Origin of the sequence: Teichococcus aestuarii, assembly GCF_042651065.1 — a bacterium.
GTDB classification, from domain to species: Bacteria; Pseudomonadota; Alphaproteobacteria; order Acetobacterales; family Acetobacteraceae; genus Pseudoroseomonas; species Pseudoroseomonas aestuarii.
The window spans coordinates 1-17,381 of the sequence record NZ_JBHSCH010000082.1 but is presented as its reverse complement, the minus strand read 5'-3'; the positions used below and the strand labels follow the sequence as shown (position 1 = coordinate 17,381).

At 73.5% G+C, this 17,381-nt stretch carries 18 protein-coding genes and 1 pseudogene; 16 read left to right on the top strand and 3 right to left on the bottom strand.

The features are described from left to right. Nucleotides 1-620: pseudogene (locus ACFOY6_RS21280) on the bottom strand (hypothetical protein); the annotation flags it as partial. Next, a complete protein-coding gene (phnF, locus tag ACFOY6_RS21275) occupies nucleotides 617-1,378 on the bottom strand; it encodes a phosphonate metabolism transcriptional regulator PhnF (RefSeq protein WP_379652187.1) in 762 nt (253 codons plus the stop codon). The pseudogene ACFOY6_RS21280 and the gene phnF, both read right to left, overlap by 4 nt. Before the next feature lie 106 nt (nucleotides 1,379-1,484). Here phnF and phnG point away from each other — a divergent pair, with 106 nt between their 5' ends. The 15 genes from phnG to ACFOY6_RS21200 all read left to right on the top strand — a co-directional run bounded on the left by phnG (nucleotide 1,485) and on the right by ACFOY6_RS21200 (nucleotide 16,423). Beyond that, nucleotides 1,485-1,964 (top strand): phosphonate C-P lyase system protein PhnG, encoded by a 480-nt coding sequence (gene phnG / locus ACFOY6_RS21270; RefSeq protein WP_379634242.1) that lies wholly within the window; start codon nucleotides 1,485-1,487, stop codon nucleotides 1,962-1,964. Continuing rightward, the gene (gene phnH / locus ACFOY6_RS21265) at nucleotides 1,961-2,530 is read left to right on the top strand and encodes a phosphonate C-P lyase system protein PhnH (RefSeq protein WP_379634244.1); all 570 of its coding nucleotides are present in this window, start codon (nucleotides 1,961-1,963) and stop codon (nucleotides 2,528-2,530) included. The genes phnG and phnH overlap by 4 nt, the downstream gene beginning before the upstream one ends. 3 nt (nucleotides 2,531-2,533) lie before the next feature. Further along, the gene (locus ACFOY6_RS21260; RefSeq protein ID WP_379652186.1) at nucleotides 2,534-3,649 is read left to right on the top strand and encodes a carbon-phosphorus lyase complex subunit PhnI; all 1,116 of its coding nucleotides are present in this window, start codon (nucleotides 2,534-2,536) and stop codon (nucleotides 3,647-3,649) included. Then, nucleotides 3,646-4,554: an alpha-D-ribose 1-methylphosphonate 5-phosphate C-P-lyase PhnJ gene (locus ACFOY6_RS21255; protein ID WP_379652185.1), complete on the top strand. Its 909-nt coding sequence runs from the start codon at nucleotides 3,646-3,648 to the stop codon at nucleotides 4,552-4,554. The genes ACFOY6_RS21260 and ACFOY6_RS21255 overlap by 4 nt, the downstream gene beginning before the upstream one ends. Next, nucleotides 4,551-5,324, top strand: a complete 774-nt coding sequence (phnK, locus tag ACFOY6_RS21250; RefSeq protein WP_109518644.1) for a phosphonate C-P lyase system protein PhnK — start codon at nucleotides 4,551-4,553, stop codon at nucleotides 5,322-5,324. Before ACFOY6_RS21255 ends, phnK begins: the two co-directional genes overlap by 4 nt. Next, nucleotides 5,321-6,028: a phosphonate C-P lyase system protein PhnL gene (gene phnL, locus ACFOY6_RS21245; protein WP_109518643.1), complete on the top strand. Its 708-nt coding sequence runs from the start codon at nucleotides 5,321-5,323 to the stop codon at nucleotides 6,026-6,028. The genes phnK and phnL overlap by 4 nt, the downstream gene beginning before the upstream one ends. Further along, entirely contained in the window at nucleotides 6,025-7,170 is a 1,146-nt protein-coding gene (locus ACFOY6_RS21240; protein WP_379634246.1) for an alpha-D-ribose 1-methylphosphonate 5-triphosphate diphosphatase, read from the top strand. The genes phnL and ACFOY6_RS21240 overlap by 4 nt, the downstream gene beginning before the upstream one ends. Further along, nucleotides 7,167-7,877 (top strand): DUF1045 domain-containing protein, encoded by a 711-nt coding sequence (locus tag ACFOY6_RS21235; protein WP_379652184.1) that lies wholly within the window; start codon nucleotides 7,167-7,169, stop codon nucleotides 7,875-7,877. The genes ACFOY6_RS21240 and ACFOY6_RS21235 overlap by 4 nt, the downstream gene beginning before the upstream one ends. Nucleotides 7,878-8,030: 153 nt before the next feature. Then, entirely contained in the window at nucleotides 8,031-8,732 is a 702-nt protein-coding gene (locus ACFOY6_RS21230) for a creatininase family protein (protein WP_379652183.1), read from the top strand. A 152-nt stretch (nucleotides 8,733-8,884) separates the two neighbouring features. Beyond that, the gene (locus tag ACFOY6_RS21225; protein ID WP_379652182.1) at nucleotides 8,885-10,477 is read left to right on the top strand and encodes an ABC transporter substrate-binding protein; all 1,593 of its coding nucleotides are present in this window, start codon (nucleotides 8,885-8,887) and stop codon (nucleotides 10,475-10,477) included. A 19-nt stretch (nucleotides 10,478-10,496) separates the two neighbouring features. Next, nucleotides 10,497-11,462 carry an ABC transporter permease gene (locus ACFOY6_RS21220; protein ID WP_219929788.1) on the top strand — a complete coding sequence of 322 codons (966 nt, stop codon included), beginning with the start codon at nucleotides 10,497-10,499 and terminating at the stop codon, nucleotides 11,460-11,462. Next, nucleotides 11,459-12,331 (top strand): ABC transporter permease, encoded by an 873-nt coding sequence (locus ACFOY6_RS21215; protein WP_379652181.1) that lies wholly within the window; start codon nucleotides 11,459-11,461, stop codon nucleotides 12,329-12,331. Before ACFOY6_RS21220 ends, ACFOY6_RS21215 begins: the two co-directional genes overlap by 4 nt. After that, nucleotides 12,328-13,326 carry an ABC transporter ATP-binding protein gene (locus tag ACFOY6_RS21210; protein ID WP_379652180.1) on the top strand — a complete coding sequence of 333 codons (999 nt, stop codon included), beginning with the start codon at nucleotides 12,328-12,330 and terminating at the stop codon, nucleotides 13,324-13,326. Before ACFOY6_RS21215 ends, ACFOY6_RS21210 begins: the two co-directional genes overlap by 4 nt. Further along, complete coding sequence (locus ACFOY6_RS21205; RefSeq protein ID WP_379652179.1) at nucleotides 13,323-14,339, top strand: ABC transporter ATP-binding protein; 1,017 nt, start codon at nucleotides 13,323-13,325, stop codon at nucleotides 14,337-14,339. The genes ACFOY6_RS21210 and ACFOY6_RS21205 overlap by 4 nt, the downstream gene beginning before the upstream one ends. 194 nt (nucleotides 14,340-14,533) lie before the next feature. Continuing rightward, nucleotides 14,534-16,423 (top strand): ATP-binding protein, encoded by a 1,890-nt coding sequence (locus ACFOY6_RS21200; RefSeq protein WP_379652178.1) that lies wholly within the window; start codon nucleotides 14,534-14,536, stop codon nucleotides 16,421-16,423. Here the strand turns inward: ACFOY6_RS21200 and ACFOY6_RS21195 are convergent. After that, a complete protein-coding gene (locus tag ACFOY6_RS21195) occupies nucleotides 16,420-17,043 on the bottom strand; it encodes an FMN-binding negative transcriptional regulator (RefSeq protein WP_379652177.1) in 624 nt (207 codons plus the stop codon). The genes ACFOY6_RS21200 and ACFOY6_RS21195 overlap by 4 nt on opposite strands. Nucleotides 17,044-17,122: 79 nt before the next feature. On the opposite strand from ACFOY6_RS21195, the gene ACFOY6_RS21190 reads away from it, so the two are divergent. Further along, the coding region (locus ACFOY6_RS21190) for a GntR family transcriptional regulator (RefSeq protein WP_379652176.1) at nucleotides 17,123-17,381 on the top strand (259 nt) is incomplete at its 3' end.

Sequence of the window (17,381 nt, the reverse complement as noted above, 5' to 3'; positions counted from 1 at the left end):
GCCAGCCGCAGCCGCGCCGCCGGCAGCCCGGCGCGCGGCGCGCTGGCGGCCTGGGCCAGGGCGCGGAACGCCGCCACGGAGACGCCCGCGCGCTCCGCGTACTTCGCCGCCGCCGCCTCCTGGCCCAGCTTGCGCAGGATGCCGGGCGTGTGGTCGTTGAAGGCCAGCAGGTGCACGCGCCCGGCGGCGATGTCAGCCACCGCCTCGTCCAGCGCCTCGAGATTGTCCGCCTCGAAGCGCAGGTGCACGCGCAGGTCGGCGCCGCGCCAGCCGCCCGGCGTGGCGCGCAGTGCGGCGAGCCCGGCCAGCAGCGTCCGCCAGGCCTGGAGGGAGCGCAGCCCCGGCTCCCAGGAGAGCGTCACGCCAAGGAAGGCCGTGGTGATGCCGGCCGCCAGGAGCTGCGCCGCCGAATCCCGCAGCGCCAGCGCCGGCGGCAGGGCCACGCCCGGGCGCGGCTGGAACTGCCGCTCATGCGCGTCGCCATGGATGTCGACGATGCCGGGCAGCACCAGCGGCCCGCCCGCGCCGGGGCGCAGCGCCCCGCCCTCGCCTGCCAGCACGGTGCCACCCTCGATCAGCCACTCATCTGTTCCACGGGCTGTTCCACTGGCCTGCATCATGCTGCTCCCGCGCCGTCCTCGATGACGATCTGCACGCGCCCGGCGGCGTAGCGCGACAGGGTGTGGTCGATCGGCCGACCCTCGGGGTCGGTCGTCAGTGCCTCGGAGATCATCACCGGGCGGGCGCGGGCCTGCTGCAGCTGCTCCGCCTCCTCGGCGGTGGGCATCCGGGCGGTCAGCCGCGTCCAGGCGCGGCGGTAGTCGGCCACGCCGCAATCGGCCAGCGCCCGGGTGATGGAGCCATGCCCCCGCGCCAGCGAGGCCGCCATGGCGGCGAAGCGCGGCAGCGGGAAGTGGTGAAGGCCGAGCACCACGGGGCGGCCATCGGCCAGGCCCAGCCGCTCCACCGCCAGCACCGGCGCGCCGGGGGCGAGGCCCAGCGCCTCGGCCACCGCGGCCTCGGCCGGCACCTCCCGCGCCCAGAGGATGCGCCCCTCCGGCTCCCGCCGCTGCGCGCGGATCAACTCGGAGAAGCGGGTGCGCGGGCCGAGGCGGTAATCCACCACATCCTCCGCCACGAAGGAGCCGCGCCCCTGCTCGACGCGGATCAGCCCCCGCTGTGCCAGGGAATCCAGCGCCCGCCGCGCCGTGTGGCGGTTCACGCCGTGCTGGGTGGCGAGGCTGGCCTCGGTGGGCAGGCGCTCACCCGGCGCCAGCGTGCCGCGGGCGATCATCTCCTCCAGCGCGGCGGCGATCTGCCGCCACAGCGCCACGCCTTCCCCGCGCGCCAGTGTCGCGCCCATGTCCTCGGGCGTCATCGAAACTTCAACTCCATCGGGGCTCCGGCATGCCAGTTTCGCGTTGACGATACTGCGGCGGATATCTAGTCGTCTAGACATCTTCAACGGCCGCCGAGGTCCACCCTTGCCCGAACCCGCCCCCACCCCACCGCCCAATGCGGCGCCCGAGACGGCCGCGCGGCAACGCTGGATGGCGGTGCTGGCGCGCACCGGCCTGGCCGCGCTGGAAGCCCGCCTCGCCGGCGCGCCGCCCCTGCCGCCGCACACCCGCCTGCGTGGCCCGGAGACCGGCCTCGTCATGCTGCGCGGGCGGGCGGGCGGCGATGGCGGCCCGTTCAACCTCTCCGAGATGACGGTCACCCGCTGCGCCGTGCGGCTGGCGGATGGCACCGTGGGCCATGCCTACGTGGCCGGGCGCGACAAGGCCCAGGCCGAGCTGGCCGCGCTGCTGGACGCCGCCTTGCAGGACCCGGCGCGGCGCCCGGCGCTGATGGCGGCGGTGATCGAGCCGCTGGCCGAGGCCCAGGCCGGGGCCGCCGCGGCCGAGTCCCGCAAGGCCGCCGCCACCCGCGTGCAGTTCTTCACCATGGCGACGATGCGATGATGCAGCCCGGCTTCACCGACCCCGTGCTGGACGGGCAATCCGTCTTCCGCGCCGTGCTGGAGGCGACGAGCCGCCCCGGCCGCGTGCAGGAGATTTCCGCCGGCCTCACGCCGCCCACGCCGCTGCACCCCGCCACCGCCGCCGTGCTGCTGACGCTGGCCGATGCCGAGACGCCGGTCTTCTCCGATGCCGGCGCGGCCGCCGCCGAATGGCTGCGCTTCCATGCCGGCTGCCCGCTGGTGGCGGCCCCCGCCACCGCCGCCTTCCTGCTCGCCACCGGCACGCCGCCGGCGCTGGAGGCGATCGGCCTGGGCTCGGACGAGGCGCCGCAGGAGGGCGCCACGCTGGTGCTGCAGGTGGCGTCCCTGGCCGAGGGCGGCGCGCTGCGCCTGAGCGGCCCCGGCATCGAGCATGAGCACCGGCTGCAGGTGGAGGGGCTGCCCGAGGGCTTCCTCGCCGCCCGCGCCGCGCTGGCGCCGCTCTACCCGCGCGGGGTGGACATCATCCTCTGCGCCGGCACGCGGATCGCGGCGCTGCCGCGCACAACCACCGTAACGGAGGGCTGAGCCATGGCCTATGTCGCCGTCAAGGGGGGCGAGCGGGCGATCGGCAACGCCCATGCCTGGCTGGAGGAGACGCGGCGGGGCGACCCGTCCGTGCCCGCCCTCTCCGTCGCGCAGATCGAGGCGCAGATGGGCCTCGCCGTGGACCGGGTGATGGCCGAGGGCGCCTGCCACGACCGCGGCCTCGCGGCACTCGCTATCAAGCAGGCCCAGGGCGACCTGATCGAGGCGGCCTTCCTGCTGCGCGCCTACCGCACCACCCTGCCCCGCTTCGGCCATGCGCTGCCGCTGGAGACGGGCGCCATGCGCATCCGCCGCCGCATCTCGGCCACCTACAAGGACCTGCCCGGCGGGCAGGTGCTGGGGCCGACCTACGACTACACCCACCGCCTGCTCGACTTCGCCCTCGCCGCCGAGGGCGCGCCGCCGCCGCCCGCGCCGCAGGCCGAGGCGCCGCAGGAGCACGCCCCGCATGTGACGGAGCTGCTGGCGCGCGAGGGGCTGATGGCGCGCGAGGCGGATGCCCGGGGCGAGCCGGCCGACCTGACCCGCGCCCCTCTGGCCTTCCCCGCCAGCCGCGCCGCCCGGCTGCAGAACCTGGCGCGCGGCGACGAAGGCTTCCTGCTCGGCCTCGGCTACTCCACCCAGCGCGGCTACGGCAACAGCCACCCCTTCGTCGGCGAGATCCGCCAGGGGAGCGTGACGGTGTGCCTGATGCCGCCGGAACTGGGCTTCGAGATCGAGATCGGCGAGATCGACGTCACCGAGTGCCAGATGGTCAACCAGTTCCACGGCTCGAAGGCCGAGCCGCCGCAGTTCACCCGCGGCTATGGCCTCACCCTGGGCCGGGGCGAGCGCAAGGCGATGGCCATGGCGCTGGTGGACCGCGCCCTGATGGCCGGCGAGCTGGGCGAGGAGCGCACCGCCCCCGCGCAGGACGAGGAGTTCGTCCTGCTGCATTCCGACAATGTCGAGGCCACCGGCTTCGTCGAGCACCTGAAGCTGCCGCACTACGTGGACTTCCAGAGCGAGTTGGAGGTGGTGCGCCGGATGCGCGCCACCGCCGAGGCCGCGCTGCGGGCCATCGCAGAGCCGGCGCGCGAGGAGGAGGTGGCGGAATGAGCCACGAACCCGGTTCCCAGTTTGGCGGCTACAACTTCGCCTATCTGGACGAGAACACGAAGCGGATGATCCGCCGCGCGCTGCTCAAGGCCGTGGCGATCCCCGGCCACCAGGTGCCTTTCGGCGCGCGGGAGATGCCGCTGCCCTATGGCTGGGGCACCGGCGGCATCCAGGTGACGGCCGCCATCCTCGGCCCGCGCGACGTGCTGAAGGTGATCGACCAGGGGGCGGACGACACCACCAACGCCGTCTCCATCCGCCGCTTCTTCAGCCGCGTGGCGGGGGTGCGCGGTACCACCCGCACCGCCGAGGCCACCATCATCCAGACCCGCCACCGCATCCCCGAGACGCCGCTGACCGAGGCGCAGACCCTCGTCTACCAGGTGCCGATGCCGGAGCCGCTGTTCCGCCTGGAGCCGCGCCTCGCCGAGACGCGCCGGATGCACGCGCTCGCCGATTACGGGCTGATGCATGTGAAGCTCTACGAGGACATCGCCCGCCACGGCCATGTCAGCACCGCCTACAGCTACCCGGTGATGGTGGGCGGGCGCTACCTGATGTCCCCCTCGCCGATCCCGGCCTTCGACAACCCGAAGATGCACCGCATGCCCGCCCTCCAGCTCTTCGGCGCCGGGCGCGAGAAGAAGATCTACGCCGTGCCCCCCTACACCGAGGTTCGCAGCCTGGATTTCGAGGACCACCCCTTCCGCCCGCACCGCGCCGACGGGTGCTGTGCCCTGTGCGGCTCCACCACCTCCTATCTCGACGAGGTGCTGACCGACGACCGGGGCGGCCGCATGTTCGTCTGCTCCGACACCGACTATTGCGAGGAACGCCAGGAGGCGGCCGCCACCGCCGCCCCGGCCTCCACGACCCCGGCGCCCGAGACGGAGGGCGTGGCATGAGCGCCCCCCTGCTGGAAGCGAAGGGCCTGAACCTCGCCTTCGGCGCCGTGCGGGCGCTGGACGACGTGGCCATCGACATCCACCCCGGCGAGGTGGTGGCCATCGTCGGCGAGAGCGGCTCGGGCAAGTCCTCGCTGCTGCGGGTGCTGGCCGGGCAGATGCGCCCCGATGCGGGCACCGTCCTCTACCGCGACCCCGCCGGCACCGCCCACCCGGTGCACGGCATGGGCGAGGCCGCGCTGCGCCGGCTGATGCGCACCGACTGGGGCTTCGTCCACCAGAACGCGCGGGATGGCTTGCGCATGGGCGTCTCGGCCGGCGGCAATGTCGGCGAGCGGCTGATGGCCATCGGCGCCCGCCACTATGGCGGCATCCGCGAGGAGGCCACCGAGTGGCTGAAGCGCGTCGAGATCGACCCGGCGCGCATCGACCACCTGCCCCGCACCTTCTCGGGCGGCATGCAGCAGCGGCTGCAGATCGCCCGCACGCTGGTCACCCGCCCCCGCCTGGTGTTCATGGACGAGCCCACGGGCGGTCTGGATGTCTCCGTCCAGGCCCGGCTGCTGGACCTGATCCGCGCCCTGGTGGCCGATCTCGGCATCGCCGTGCTGCTGGTGACGCACGACATCGCCGCCGCCCGCCTGCTCGCCCACCGCATCCTCGTCATGCGGCGCGGCCAGGTGGTGGAGCACGGCCTGACCGACCGGGTGCTGGACGACCCGCAGCACCCCTACACGCAACTCCTCGTCGCCTCGGTGCTGGCCGCATGAGCATTTCCGAAAGCGCCCTCTGGACGGAGGGCCTGGGCAAGAGCTTCCGGCTGCATCTCCAGGGGGGCCTGCGCATCCCGGTGCTAGCGGATGTGGACCTCGCGGTGAAGCCCGGGGAGTGCGTGGCGCTCTCCGGCCCCTCGGGCGCCGGCAAGTCCACCCTGATGCGCTGCCTCTACGGCAATTACGGCGCCGAGCAGGGCCGCATCTGGCTGCGCCACCAGGGCGCGCCGGTGGAACTGACCGCCGCCGATGCCCGTGCCACGCGGGAGATCCGGCGCCACACGCTGGGCTATGTCTCGCAGTTCCTGCGCGTCATCCCGCGCGTCGGCGCGCTCGACATCGTGGCCGAGCCGCTGATCGCCCGCGGCGCGGCGCCCGATGCGGCGCGTGCCCGGGCGCGGGAGCTGCTGCTGCGGCTGAACCTGCCAGAGCGGCTGCACCACCTGCCCCCCGCCACCTTCTCGGGCGGCGAGCAGCAGCGGGTGAACCTTGCCCGCGGCTTCGCCCCCGGCTACCCCCTCCTCCTGCTCGACGAGCCGACCGCGAGCCTCGACGCCGCCAACCGGGCGGTGGTGATCGGCCTGATCGGCGAGGCCAAACAGGCCGGGGCGGCGCTGATCGGCATCTTCCACGATGTGGAGGTGCGCGACCAGGTCGCCGACCGTCTCTTCGAAGTGTTGCCCATCCAGGACGCCGCATGACCCCCGAGACCATCCTGACCAACGCCCTGCTCGTGCTGCCGGACCGGGTGGAGCCCGGCACGCTGGTGCTGCGCGACGGGCGGATCGCCGAGATCCAGCCGGGCCTGAGCCGCGCCCCCGGCGCGCTGGACCTCGACGGGGACCACCTGATCCCCGGCGTCATCGACGTCCACACCGACAATCTGGAGCGGCAGGTGCAGCCGCGCTCCCTGGCGCGCTGGCCCTCCCGCTCCGCCTTCCTGTCGCATGATTCGCAGACGGCGGCGGCCGGCGTCACCACCGTGCTGGACGCGCTCTGCCTCGGCGACCTCGGCTTCGACGCCGAGCGCACCGAGACCTTCCTCAACGGCGTGCGCGACCTCGACGCGCTGGCGCCGACCGGCCTGCTCAAGAGCGAGCACTACCTGCATCTCCGCTGCGAGCTGCCGGCGGCCGACATGCTGCCGCTGGTCGAGACGGTGGCCGAGCACGGCGCGGTGCGCATGGTCAGCCTGATGGACCACACCCCCGGCGTCGGCCAGTACGCCGATATCGAGCGCTACCGGCAGATGCGGGTGCGCGGCGGCAAGTCCATCGCCGAGGTGGACCGCCGCATCGAGGAGCTGGTGGCGCAGCGCAACCGGCTGCGCGGCCCGCAGCGCCGGGCGCTGCTGGACCGCTTCGGCGGGCGGGACATCGCCCTGGCCAGCCATGACGACTGGCACGCCGACGAGATCGCCGAGAACGCCGCCGACGGCGTGCTGATCTCCGAGTTCCCCGTCTCGATGATGGCCGCCGAGGCGGCGCGGGCGGCGGGGATGGAGATCATCGCCGGCGCGCCCAACATCGTGCGCGGCGGCAGCCATTCGGGCAACGTCGCCGCCGCCGACCTCGTCCGCGCCGGGCTGGTGGACGTGCTGGCCAGCGACTACGTGCCGCCGGCCATGATCGAGGCCGCCTGGCGCGCGGCGGGCGAGATCGGCCTCGCCGCCGCCATCGCCACCATCACCGAGGCGCCAGCGCGGATGCTGCGCATGGCCGACCGTGGCCGCATCGCCGAGGGGCTGCGCGCCGACCTCGTCCGCATCCGCCCGCTGGAGGGCCCGAACGGCCCGATGCCCGTGGTGCGTACCGTGTGGCGCGCCGGGGAGCGCATCGCGTGAACCCCGATCCCGCCATCGGCAACGACCCCGCCAGCACGCGCCTCGCCCTCTACTGGGCGCCGGAGCTGGAGGACCCGCTGCACGCGGCGGCCTCCGCCTGGCTGGGGCGGGATGCCGAGACGGGCGCCACCCTGCCCCAGGCGCCGCTGCCGGGGGTGGAGATTGGCGAGATCACCGCCGATGCGCGGCGCTACGGCTTCCACGCCACGCTGAAGCCGCCCTTCCGCCTTGGCACCACCTATGCCGAGGCACGGGCGGCGGCGATGGACCTCGCCGCGCGCACCCGCCCCTTCGCCCTGCCGCCGCTGCGGGTGGCCGACCTCGACGGCTTCCTGGCGCTGCGCGAGGTGACGCGCTGCCCGGAGCTGCACGCCTTCGCCGATGACTGCGTGCGCGCGCTGGAGCCGCACCGTGCCCCCGCCACCGCCGCCGAGATCGCCCGCCGCCGGCCGGAGCGGCTGCCGGAGCGCGAGCGCGGCTACCTGGCGGAGTGGGGCTACCCGCATGTGTTCGAATCCTGGCGCTTCCATCTCACCCTCTCCCGCCGCCTGAGCGCGGCGGAGATGGCGGTGGTGCGCCCGGCGGCCGAGGCGGCGCTCGGCGCCGTGGCCGGCCGGCCGCGCTTCGTGCGCCAGCTCTGCCTGTTCACCCAGGCCGGGCCGGATTCGCCCTTCCTGATCGCAGAGCGATTGCCTCTGCTGGGCTGAGCCGCCGGCTGTCCACCGCCTGGGCGGCGCCGCCGCGCCTTGCCCAGGCTTTGGGCAAGGCCACACCGCGCGGGGCCAGAAAGCCGGGCCGAGAGGCCTTCGCAGCGGTGGCCGGCGGGGTCTAGCGTGGCGCCCTCCGGAGGGGTGGGCGCCATGCGCATCGACGCGATGAACTGGATGCAGGTGGAGGAATGGCTGCGGCGGGACGACCGCGCCGTGCTCCCCCTCGGCTCCACCGAGCAGCACGCCCAGCTCAGCCTCGCCGTGGACAGCATCCTGGCCGAGCGCGTCTCGGTGGAGGCGGCGGAGCCGCTCGGCGTGCCGGTCTTCCCCGTGCTGCCCTACGGCATCACGCCCGGCTTCCTGGCCTATCCCGGCACCGTCACGCTGCGCGCCGAGACGCATCTGCGCGTGGTGCGGGACGTGCTGGAGAGCCTCCACCGCACCGGCTTCCGCCGCATCCTCGTCGTCAACGGCCATGGCGGCAACGACCCGGCGCGCACGGCGGCGCTGGAATTCATGGCCGACCATCCGGACTGCCGGATCCGCTTCCACAACTGGTGGAACGCGCCGCGCACCATCGCCCGCGTCCGGCATTACGATCCGGTCGGCACCCATGCCTCCTGGATGGAGAACTTCCCCTGGACGCGGCTGCCCAACCTGGCCGCGCCGGACGGCGCCAAGCCGGTGGCCGACACCGAGCGCCTGCGCGCCCTGCCCCCCGCCGCGGCGCGCCGCCTGCTGGGCGACGGCAATTTCGGCGGCCGCTACCAGCGCGACGATTCCGAGATGCTCGACATCTGGGCGGTGGCGGTGGCCGAGACGCGCGAGATCCTGGCGGAAGGCTGGGCGTGAGGCACCCGCGCGGCGACCGCGTGACGCGCCAACCGGCCCTCCGATTCACGCCCCGATTGACGCCCTTGTCGCTCCGATCCTACGCTTCCCCGCAACAATCGCGGCCGCATGGCGAAACCCAGCCCGCGCCGCCCAGCAACCGAGGTGTGGTCATGCAACGTCGTCAATTCCTGTCGGCCGGCGTGGCGGCCGCGCTGCTTCCCGGCCTGCCCGTGCCGGCGCTCGCCCAGGGCGCCGCCTCTCGCACCCTGACGGTGGGCGTGCGCACCGGGCCGGAGAGCATCGACCCCCACTGGTCCACCCTCGGCGGCCATATCGAGGCGCTGCGCCACATCTTCGACAGCCTGGTGGGCCAGGACGAGAATCTCGGCCTGCAGCCCGGCCTCGCCCTGTCCTGGAAGGCGGTGGACGACACCACCTGGGAGTTCAAGCTGCGCGACGGCGTGAAGTTCCACGACGGCTCGGACTTCACGGCCGAGGACGTGAAGTTCTCGCTCGAGCGCATCCCGGTGGTGACCGGCCCGATGAGCATGACGCTCTACACCAAGCGCGCCACCGGCGCCGAGGTGGTGGACCGCCTCACCGTGCGGGTGAAGACCAACGGCCCCGCCCCCTCCCTGCCGAACGATTTCAGCCGGCTGATGATCGTCAGCCACAAGATCGGCATGGAGCCGCGCAACGAGCAGTTCAACTCCGGCCAGGCCGCCATCGGCACCGGGCCGTTCCGCTTCGTCAAGTGGGAGCCGCGCGGCGACCTCGTGCTGGAGCGCAACGAGGGCTGGTGGGGGGGTGCCCAGCCCTGGGCGCGCGTCATCCGCCGCGAGATCCCGAACGACGCGGCGCGCATCGCGGCGCTGAAGAGCGGGCAGGTGGACATCGCCAACTACATCCCCGCCACCGACGTGGCGGCGCTGCAGCGCGACAGCACCATGGACGTGGTGGTGGGCGACAGCGTCTATGTCTTCAACGTCTACTTCAACCTTGCCGAGAAGCTGCCGAAGCCGGTGAAGGTGGATGGCAAGGAGATCGCCGCCAATCCCTTCCTCGACCCCCGCGTGCGCGAGGCGATGGACCTCGCCATCGACCGCCGGGCGCTCGCCCGCGTGGTGTTCGAGGGGCTGGCCAAGCCGATGAGCCAGCTGATGCCGGACAATTTCTTCGGCTCCAGCAAGAACCTGCCGGAGCGCCGGCCGGACCTCGCCCGCGCCAAGGCCCTGCTGGCCGAGGCCGGCTACCCGAAGGGCTTCGAGGTGGAGCTGTTCTCCACCAGCAACCGCCTGCCCGGCGACAGCGCCCTGTGCGAGGCGCTGGCGCAGCAATGGTCGCGCCTGGGGCTGAAGGTGGCGCCGAACGCGCTCACCGGCACGGTGTTCTTCCCCGCCAGCACCCGCGGCGAGTACAGCCTGCAGATGTCCGGCTGGGGCACCCTGACCGGCGAGGCCGCCTACACCTACGGCGCGCTGCTGCACAAGCCGGACGCGCAGAAGGGCTTCGGCGGCTTCAACCGCTCGAACTATTCCAACCCCGAGGTGGACAGGCTGCTGGAGCAGGGCAGCGCCGAGCTGGATGACGCCAAGCGTCGCGCCCTGTTCGAGCGCGCCACCGAGATCAGCATGAAGGACCGGCCGATGCTGCCGATCGTCATGCCGCAGACCGTGTGGGCGATGGGCAAGGGCAAGTTCAGCTTCACCACCCGGGTGGACCAGGAGACGCTGGCCCACCGCATCACCCCCAAGGCCGGCTGAGGCAGAGAACCGCGCGGCCATGCTGGGCTTTCTCCTCGGGCGCCTGGCGCAGGCCGCGCTGGTGATGCTGGTGATGTCGGTGCTGGTGTTCCTGGGCGTCTATGCCATCGGGAACCCGATCGACGTGCTGATCGACCCCGCCGCCTCGCCCGACATGCGGGCGGCGCTGATCCGGCAGTACGGGCTGGACCTGCCACTGTGGCAGCAATACGGGCATTTCCTCGGCAATGTGCTGAGCGGGGATTTCGGCAACAGCTTCGTCTTCCGCATCCCGGTGATGTCGCTGATCCTCTCCCGCCTGCCGGCGACTCTGGAGCTGGCCGTCACCGCCATGCTGATCGCCACCCTGCTCGGCGTGCCGCTCGGCATCTGGGCGGGCTACCGGCCGGAGGCGCGCTCCAGCAAGGTCATCATGGCGGCCTCCGTGTTCGGCTTCTCGGTGCCCACCTTCTGGGTGGGGCTGCTGCTGATCCTGGCCTTCTCGGTGGAGTTCCGCTGGCTGCCCTCGGGCGGGCGTGGCCCGGCGGGTCCGCTCGGCCTCAGCATCTTCAGCGCCGATGGCTGGACCTACCTGCTGCTGCCGGCGCTCAACCTCTCGCTGTTCAAGCTCGGCCTGCTGATCCGCCTGGTGCGCGCCGGCACGGAGGAGGTGATGGCCAGCGAGCATGTCCGCTTCGCCCGCGCGCAGGGCCTGCCGGAATGGCAGGTGGTGGGGCTGCATGTGCTGAAGAACATCGGCATCCCCATCGTCACGGTGTTCGGGCTGGAGTTCGGCTCCACCCTCGCCTTCGCGGTGGTGACCGAGACGGTGTTCAACTGGCCCGGCATGGGCAAGCTGATCATCGAGAGCATCACCGCGCTCGACCGGCCGGTGATGGTCGCCTACCTCATCCTCGTCGTGCTGCTCTTCGTGGTGATCAACCTCGTGGTGGAACTGACCTATGGCTTCCTGGACCCGCGCGTGCGGCTGAAGAGCGGCGCGTGAGCGGCGCCATCGCCGAGGGCTGGCGCGAATACCGGCGCAGCCCCGTCGCCGTCGCCGCGCTGCTGGTGGTGCTGGCCATCGTGGCGCTCGCCCTCCTCGCCCCCTGGATCGCGCCGCAGGACCCCTACGACCAGGCGGGGCTCGACCTGTTCGACGCCCGCCTGCCCCCCGGCGAGGTGGGCTCGGGCGGCTATGTCCACTGGCTCGGCACCGACAATGCGGGGCGGGACCTGCTCTCGGCCATCCTCTACGGGCTGCGCCTCAGCCTGATGATCTCCGTCTCGGCCGGCACGGTGGCGCTGGTGCTGGGCACCGCCATCGGCCTCTCGGCGGCCTATTACGGCGGCTGGTTCGGCGCGCTGGCGATGCGGGTGGTCGATCTCCAGCTCTCGCTGCCGGCCATCCTGCTGGCGCTGGTGCTGGTGGCCATGCTGGGCCAGGGCGTGCCGCAGCTGATGGCGGCGCTGGTCGCCGCGCAATACGCCTATTTCGCCCGCACCGCCTATGGCGCGGCCAGCGCCGAGCGGCGCAAGGACTATATCGAGGCGGCGCTCTCCACGCCGCTCTCCGGGCGCCGCGTGCTGCTGCGCCACCTGCTGCCCAACACCCTGCCGCCGCTGATCGTGGTGGTGACGGTGCAGATCGCCACCGCCATCTCGCTGGAGGCGACGCTCTCCTTCCTCGGCCTCGGCCTGCCGATCACGCGGCCCTCGCTCGGCCTGCTGATCTCCAACGGCTTCCAGTTCCTGCTCTCGGGCCGCTACTGGATCTCGGTCTATCCCGGCATCACGCTGATGGTGACGGTGCTGGCCATCAACCTGGTGGGCGACCAGCTCCGCCAGGTGCTCAACCCGAAGCACCGCCGATGAGCACCGTGAAGGAAGCCCCCCCCGCTTTGGAGGTGCGCGGCCTGCGCACCCAGTTCCCCGGCCGCCAGGGCCTCGTCCGCGCGGTCGATGGCGTTTCCTTCGCCATCCGCCGTGGCGAGATCCTGGGGCTGGTGGGCGAGAGCGGCTCGGGCAAGTCGGTCACCGGCTTCTCCATCCTCGGGCTGGTGGAGCCGCCGGGGAAGGTGGTCGCCGGCGAGGTGCTGCTGGCCGGCCGGCGGATCAGCGGCCTCGACGGCGGCGCGCTGCGGCGCATCCGCGGCGCCGAGGTGGCGATGGTGTTCCAGGACCCGCTGATGACGCTGAACCCGGTGCTGCGCATCGGCACCCAGATGGCCGCCGCCGTGCGCGCGCATGACCGCGTCAGCCGCGCCGCCGCCTGGGACCGGGCGGAGCAGGCGCTGACCACCGTGGGCATCCCGAGCCCGCGCGCGCGGCTCGACGCCTACCCGCACCAGCTCTCGGGCGGCATGCGGCAGCGCGTGGCCATCGCCACCGCGCTCCTGCACCGGCCCAAGGCCATCATCGCCGACGAGCCGACCACGGCGCTCGACGTCTCCATCCAGGGGCAGATCCTGGCCGAGGTGCGGCGCCTGGCCGACGAGACCGGCACCGCCTTCCTCTGGATCACCCACGACCTCGCGGTCGTCTCCTCGCTGGCCGACGCGCTCTGCGTCATGTACGCGGGGCGCGTGGTGGAGCGCGGCCCGGCGGATGCCGTCATCGCCGCGCCGCGCCACCCCTACACGGTGGCGCTGGTGGGGTCCGTCCCCTCCGGGCACGCGCCGGGGGCGCGGCTGCCGCAGCTCGCCGCCGGCCTGCCGCCGCGCGGCGCCGATGGCGCCCCCGATTCCGGCTGCCCCTTCCGCACCCGCTGCCCGCGCGCCACGGAGGTCTGCGCCACCCCGCCGCCGGAGCGGGATTTCGGCGCCGGCCACACCGCCCTCTGCCATCACCCCGTGGAGGCCGCCGCATGAGCGAGCTGCTGCGCATCGAGCGGGCCAGCAAGCGCTTCCGCCAGCCCGTGCCGCTGGGCGACCGGCTGGCGGCCTGGCTCGGCCGCCCGCGCCCGCCGCGCGCCGTGCAGGCCGTCACCGATGTCTCGCTCACCGTGGCGCGGGGCGAGGTGGTGGGGCTGGTGGGCGAGAGCGGCTGCGGCAAGTCCACCCTCGGGCGGATGGTGGCCGGCATCTACACGCCGAGCGAGGGCGCCGTGCTGTTCGAGGGCGCGCCGGTCATGCCCGGCGGCCACAAGCGCAGCCCGCGCGTGCAGATGATCCACCAGGACCCCTTCGCCAGCCTCGACCCGCGCATGAAGGTGGGCGAGACGGTGGCGGAAGGCCCGGTGGCGCACGGCATCGTCTCCCGCGCCGGGGCGGATGCGCTGGTGGCGGAGACGCTGCGGCGCGTCGGCCTCGACCCCGCCCTGCGCAACCGCTACCCGCACCAGTTCTCCGGCGGGCAGCGGCAGCGCGTGGCCATCGCCCGCGCGCTGGCCCTGAACCCGGCGCTGCTGGTGCTGGACGAGCCCGTGGCCTCGCTCGACGTCTCCATCCAGGCGCAGGTGCTGAACCTGTTCATGGACCTGCGCGAGGCCGCGGCGGGCGGCTCGGGGCTGACCAGCCTGTTCATCAGCCACGACCTCGGCGTGGTGCGGCACGTCTCGGACCGCGTGGCCATCATGTATCTCGGCCGCATCGTCGAGCTGGCGCCGACGCGCACCCTCTACGCCGCCCCCGCCCACCCCTACACCCGCGCCCTGCTCGACAGCGTGCCGAGGCTCGGCCAGGGGCGCGGCGTGTTCCACCCCATCGCGGGGGAGCTGCCCTCGCCCCTGGCGCCGCCGCCCGGCTGCCACTTCCACCCGCGCTGCCCGCATGCGGGGCCACGCTGCCGGGTGGAGGCGCCGGCGCTGCTGCCGGTGGCGCCCGGGCAGAGCGCCGCCTGCCACCTGCACCATGGCGGCACGGGGGCCGCCGCCACCGCCTGACGCCGGGGCGGAAGCGGCCCGGAAACCGGGCGGATATCAAAACATCCTGTTGCCTGCGGCCCTCCCGGCCCCTTTAAGAAGGGTGGGATGGTTGTGGGGCAAGCGCCGCCGTTCCATCTGTTGCGCTTGCACCTGGCGGCCATGCTCAAGGCATACGCCATGGGCGCAGGCTATCGACGGAGGAGACGGGCTGGATGGAAGAAGCCTCAGGCAACCGCGCGGCGGCACTGGAGGCGGAGAACGCAGCCCTGCGTGAGCAGCTCCAGGCCTACGAGACGATCACCCAGTTCGGCAGCCGCCTCGTGGCGGAGCTCGACCTGAACCGCCTGCTCCAGGCCTTTCTCGAAGGGCTCACCCAGCTCACCGGCGCCGCCTACGGCGCCTATTTCGAGAAGGTCCTGGCCCCCCTCGGCGCAGAGGCCGCGCAGGAGGGCTGGCGCCTCTCCGCCCTGGCCGGCGCCCCGGCCGAGGCCTTCACCCGCTTCGGCCTGCCGCGCGCCACCGCGCTGTTCAGCCCCACCTTCCTGGCGCAGGGTGTCATCCGCCTGGACGACGTGCTGGCCGACCCGCGCTATGGCAGCCTGGGCGGCATGCCGCGCGGCCACCTGCCGGTGCGCAGCTACATGGCGCTGCCCGTGCTCTCGGGCACCGGCGAATCGGTCGGCGCGCTGCTGTTCGGCCACCCCGAGCCGGGCCGCTTCGGCGAGCGGGAGGAGCGGCTGGCCACCGGCCTCGCCTGGCAGGCCGCCATCGCCATCGACAATGCCCGCCTCTTCGCCGCCAGCCGCGCCGAGATCGCCGAGCGGGCCAAGGCGCAGGCGGCGCTGGCGGCGCTGAACGACACGCTGGAGGAACGCATCCTCGAGCGCAGCCGCGCCCTGATGCAGGCCGAGGAGCGGCTGCGGCAGAGCCAGAAGATGGAGGCGGTGGGCCAGCTCACCGGCGGGCTGGCGCATGACTTCAACAACCTGCTCACCGGCATATCCGGCAGCCTGGAGCTGCTGCAGATCCGCATCGCCCAGGGCCGGCTGGACGATCTGGACCGCTACCTGCGCGCCGCCCGCGCCGCCTCCGACCGCGCCGCGGCGCTGACCCACCGGCTGCTCGCCTTCTCCCGCCGGCAGACCCTGGCCCCCCGCGCCACCGACATCAACCGGCTGGTGGCCGGCATGGAGGAGCTGATCCGCCGCACCATGGGCCCGGACGTGACGGTGGAGGTGATCCCGGCGCCCGGCCTCTGGGCCACGCTGGTGGACAACAACCAGCTCGAGAACGCGCTGCTCAACCTCTGCATCAACGCGCGCGACGCCATGCCGGAGGGCGGCCGCCTGACCATCGAGACCGCCAACCGCTGCCTGGACGAGGCGGCGGCGCGGGCCAAGGACCTGCCGCCGGGCCAGTATGTCTCGCTCGTCGTGCGCGACACCGGCACCGGCATGTCGCCCGAGGTGGCGGCGCGCGCCTTCGATCCGTTCTTCACCACCAAGCCGCTGGGCGTGGGCACCGGGCTCGGCCTGTCCATGGTCTACGGCTTCGTCCGGCAGTCGGGCGGGCAGGCGCGCATCCTCACCGAACCGGGCCAGGGCACCACCATCTGGCTCAACCTGCCCCGCCACCACGGCCCGGCGGAGACGGAGGCCGAGCCCGCCGCGCAGGCCGGCTCCGCCCCGGCGCCCGCTCCGCAGCGGCATGGCACCTCCGGCGAGACGGTGCTGGTGGTGGATGACGAGGCGCCCATCCGCATGCTGGTCTCAGACGTGCTGTCTGGCCTCGGCCACACCACCCTGGAGGCGGAGGATGGCGCGGCGGCGCTGCGCCTGCTGCGCTCGGCCACGCCGCTTGACCTGCTGATCACCGATGTTGGCCTGCCGGGGGGCATGAACGGCCGCCAGCTGGCGGAGGCGGCGCGCGCCCTGCGCCCCGGCCTCAAGGTGCTGTTCATCACCGGCTATGCCGAGAGCACGGCGCTCAGCCACGGCCATCTCGGCGCCGGCATGCGGCTGCTGGCCAAGCCCTTCACCCTGCAGGCACTCGCCGGCCATGTCCGGACGATGCTCGCCGGCAGCGCGGCGGCCGTGCCCTAGCGCGGGATCAGCGGCGCCACGGCGCGGTCGGCCGGGTCGGGGCTGGCGGCGAGGCCCGCGGCCACGCCGGCACGGTCGGCGGCGTCCCGGTTCTGGCTCATCTTGCGCTTGCCCTCCAGCCGGGCGATGGGCAGCCGCAGCCCGACGATGCCGCGCAGCTGCGCCCGCACGAAGGCCTCCGGCGCGTCGGCCAGTTGCCAGGGCGTGGCGCGGCCCCCCTCGTGCCGCGCCGTCAGCCGGGCGACCACATCGTGCAGCCGCGCCGGGTCCTCGAAGAACTCGGCCTGGCCATGGGCATGCACCGCCACGTAGTTCCAGGTCGGCACCACCTTGTGGTGCTCCGCCTTCGAGGCGTACCAGTTCGGCGTCACATAGGCCTCCGGCCCGCCGAACAGCACCATGGCCTCGCCCAGCGGCGGCGTCCGCCATTGCGGGTTGGCGCGGGCGAGATGGCCGTAGAGCGTGCCGAAGGGCCCTTCCTCCGGCGCCAGCAGCAGCGGCAGCGGCGTGGCCATCAGCCTCTCCGCCGTGGCGGTGACCAGGCTCGGCAGCCGCGCCGCCCGCATCGCCGCATGGATCTCGGGCAGTTCCTCCAGGCGGAAGGCGGGCGGGACATACATGGTGGCGCGGCTCCTTGCTCGGGGCTTGAGGATGGCGCGCTTCCGGTCCAGTGGAAACGGCCAGTTCCGGACAGAAAGGGTGGTCCAGTTGGACAGTGAGTCGGAGAGGCCGGGCCGGCGCATCCAGGCCGCCATCGTCGCCGGCATCCGCGAGGGCCGGCTGCCCCCGGGCGCGGCGCTGCCCTCCAGCCGCGCCCTGGCGGCGGAATGGGGCGTCTCCCGCACCACCGCCACCGCCGCCTACGAGCAGCTCGCCGCCGAGGGCTATGTGGAGAGCCGCCCGGGCGCCCGCCCGCGCCTCGCCGCCGGGTTGCTGCCGCCCGCGCCCGCCGCGCGCC

Coding starts and splice junctions, on each gene's coding strand:
- phnF (WP_379652187.1), bottom strand. CDS start 1,378: ATGACGCCCGAGGACATGGGCGCGACACTGGCGCGCGGGGAAGGCGTG.
- phnH (WP_379634244.1), top strand. CDS start 1,961: ATGATGCAGCCCGGCTTCACCGACCCCGTGCTGGACGGGCAATCCGTC.
- ACFOY6_RS21260 (WP_379652186.1), top strand. CDS start 2,534: ATGGCCTATGTCGCCGTCAAGGGGGGCGAGCGGGCGATCGGCAACGCC.
- ACFOY6_RS21255 (WP_379652185.1), top strand. CDS start 3,646: ATGAGCCACGAACCCGGTTCCCAGTTTGGCGGCTACAACTTCGCCTAT.
- phnK (WP_109518644.1), top strand. CDS start 4,551: ATGAGCGCCCCCCTGCTGGAAGCGAAGGGCCTGAACCTCGCCTTCGGC.
- phnL (WP_109518643.1), top strand. CDS start 5,321: ATGAGCATTTCCGAAAGCGCCCTCTGGACGGAGGGCCTGGGCAAGAGC.
- ACFOY6_RS21240 (WP_379634246.1), top strand. CDS start 6,025: ATGACCCCCGAGACCATCCTGACCAACGCCCTGCTCGTGCTGCCGGAC.
- ACFOY6_RS21230 (WP_379652183.1), top strand. CDS start 8,031: ATGCGCATCGACGCGATGAACTGGATGCAGGTGGAGGAATGGCTGCGG.
- ACFOY6_RS21225 (WP_379652182.1), top strand. CDS start 8,885: ATGCAACGTCGTCAATTCCTGTCGGCCGGCGTGGCGGCCGCGCTGCTT.
- ACFOY6_RS21220 (WP_219929788.1), top strand. CDS start 10,497: ATGCTGGGCTTTCTCCTCGGGCGCCTGGCGCAGGCCGCGCTGGTGATG.
- ACFOY6_RS21210 (WP_379652180.1), top strand. CDS start 12,328: ATGAGCACCGTGAAGGAAGCCCCCCCCGCTTTGGAGGTGCGCGGCCTG.
- ACFOY6_RS21205 (WP_379652179.1), top strand. CDS start 13,323: ATGAGCGAGCTGCTGCGCATCGAGCGGGCCAGCAAGCGCTTCCGCCAG.
- ACFOY6_RS21200 (WP_379652178.1), top strand. CDS start 14,534: ATGGAAGAAGCCTCAGGCAACCGCGCGGCGGCACTGGAGGCGGAGAAC.
- ACFOY6_RS21195 (WP_379652177.1), bottom strand. CDS start 17,043: ATGTATGTCCCGCCCGCCTTCCGCCTGGAGGAACTGCCCGAGATCCAT.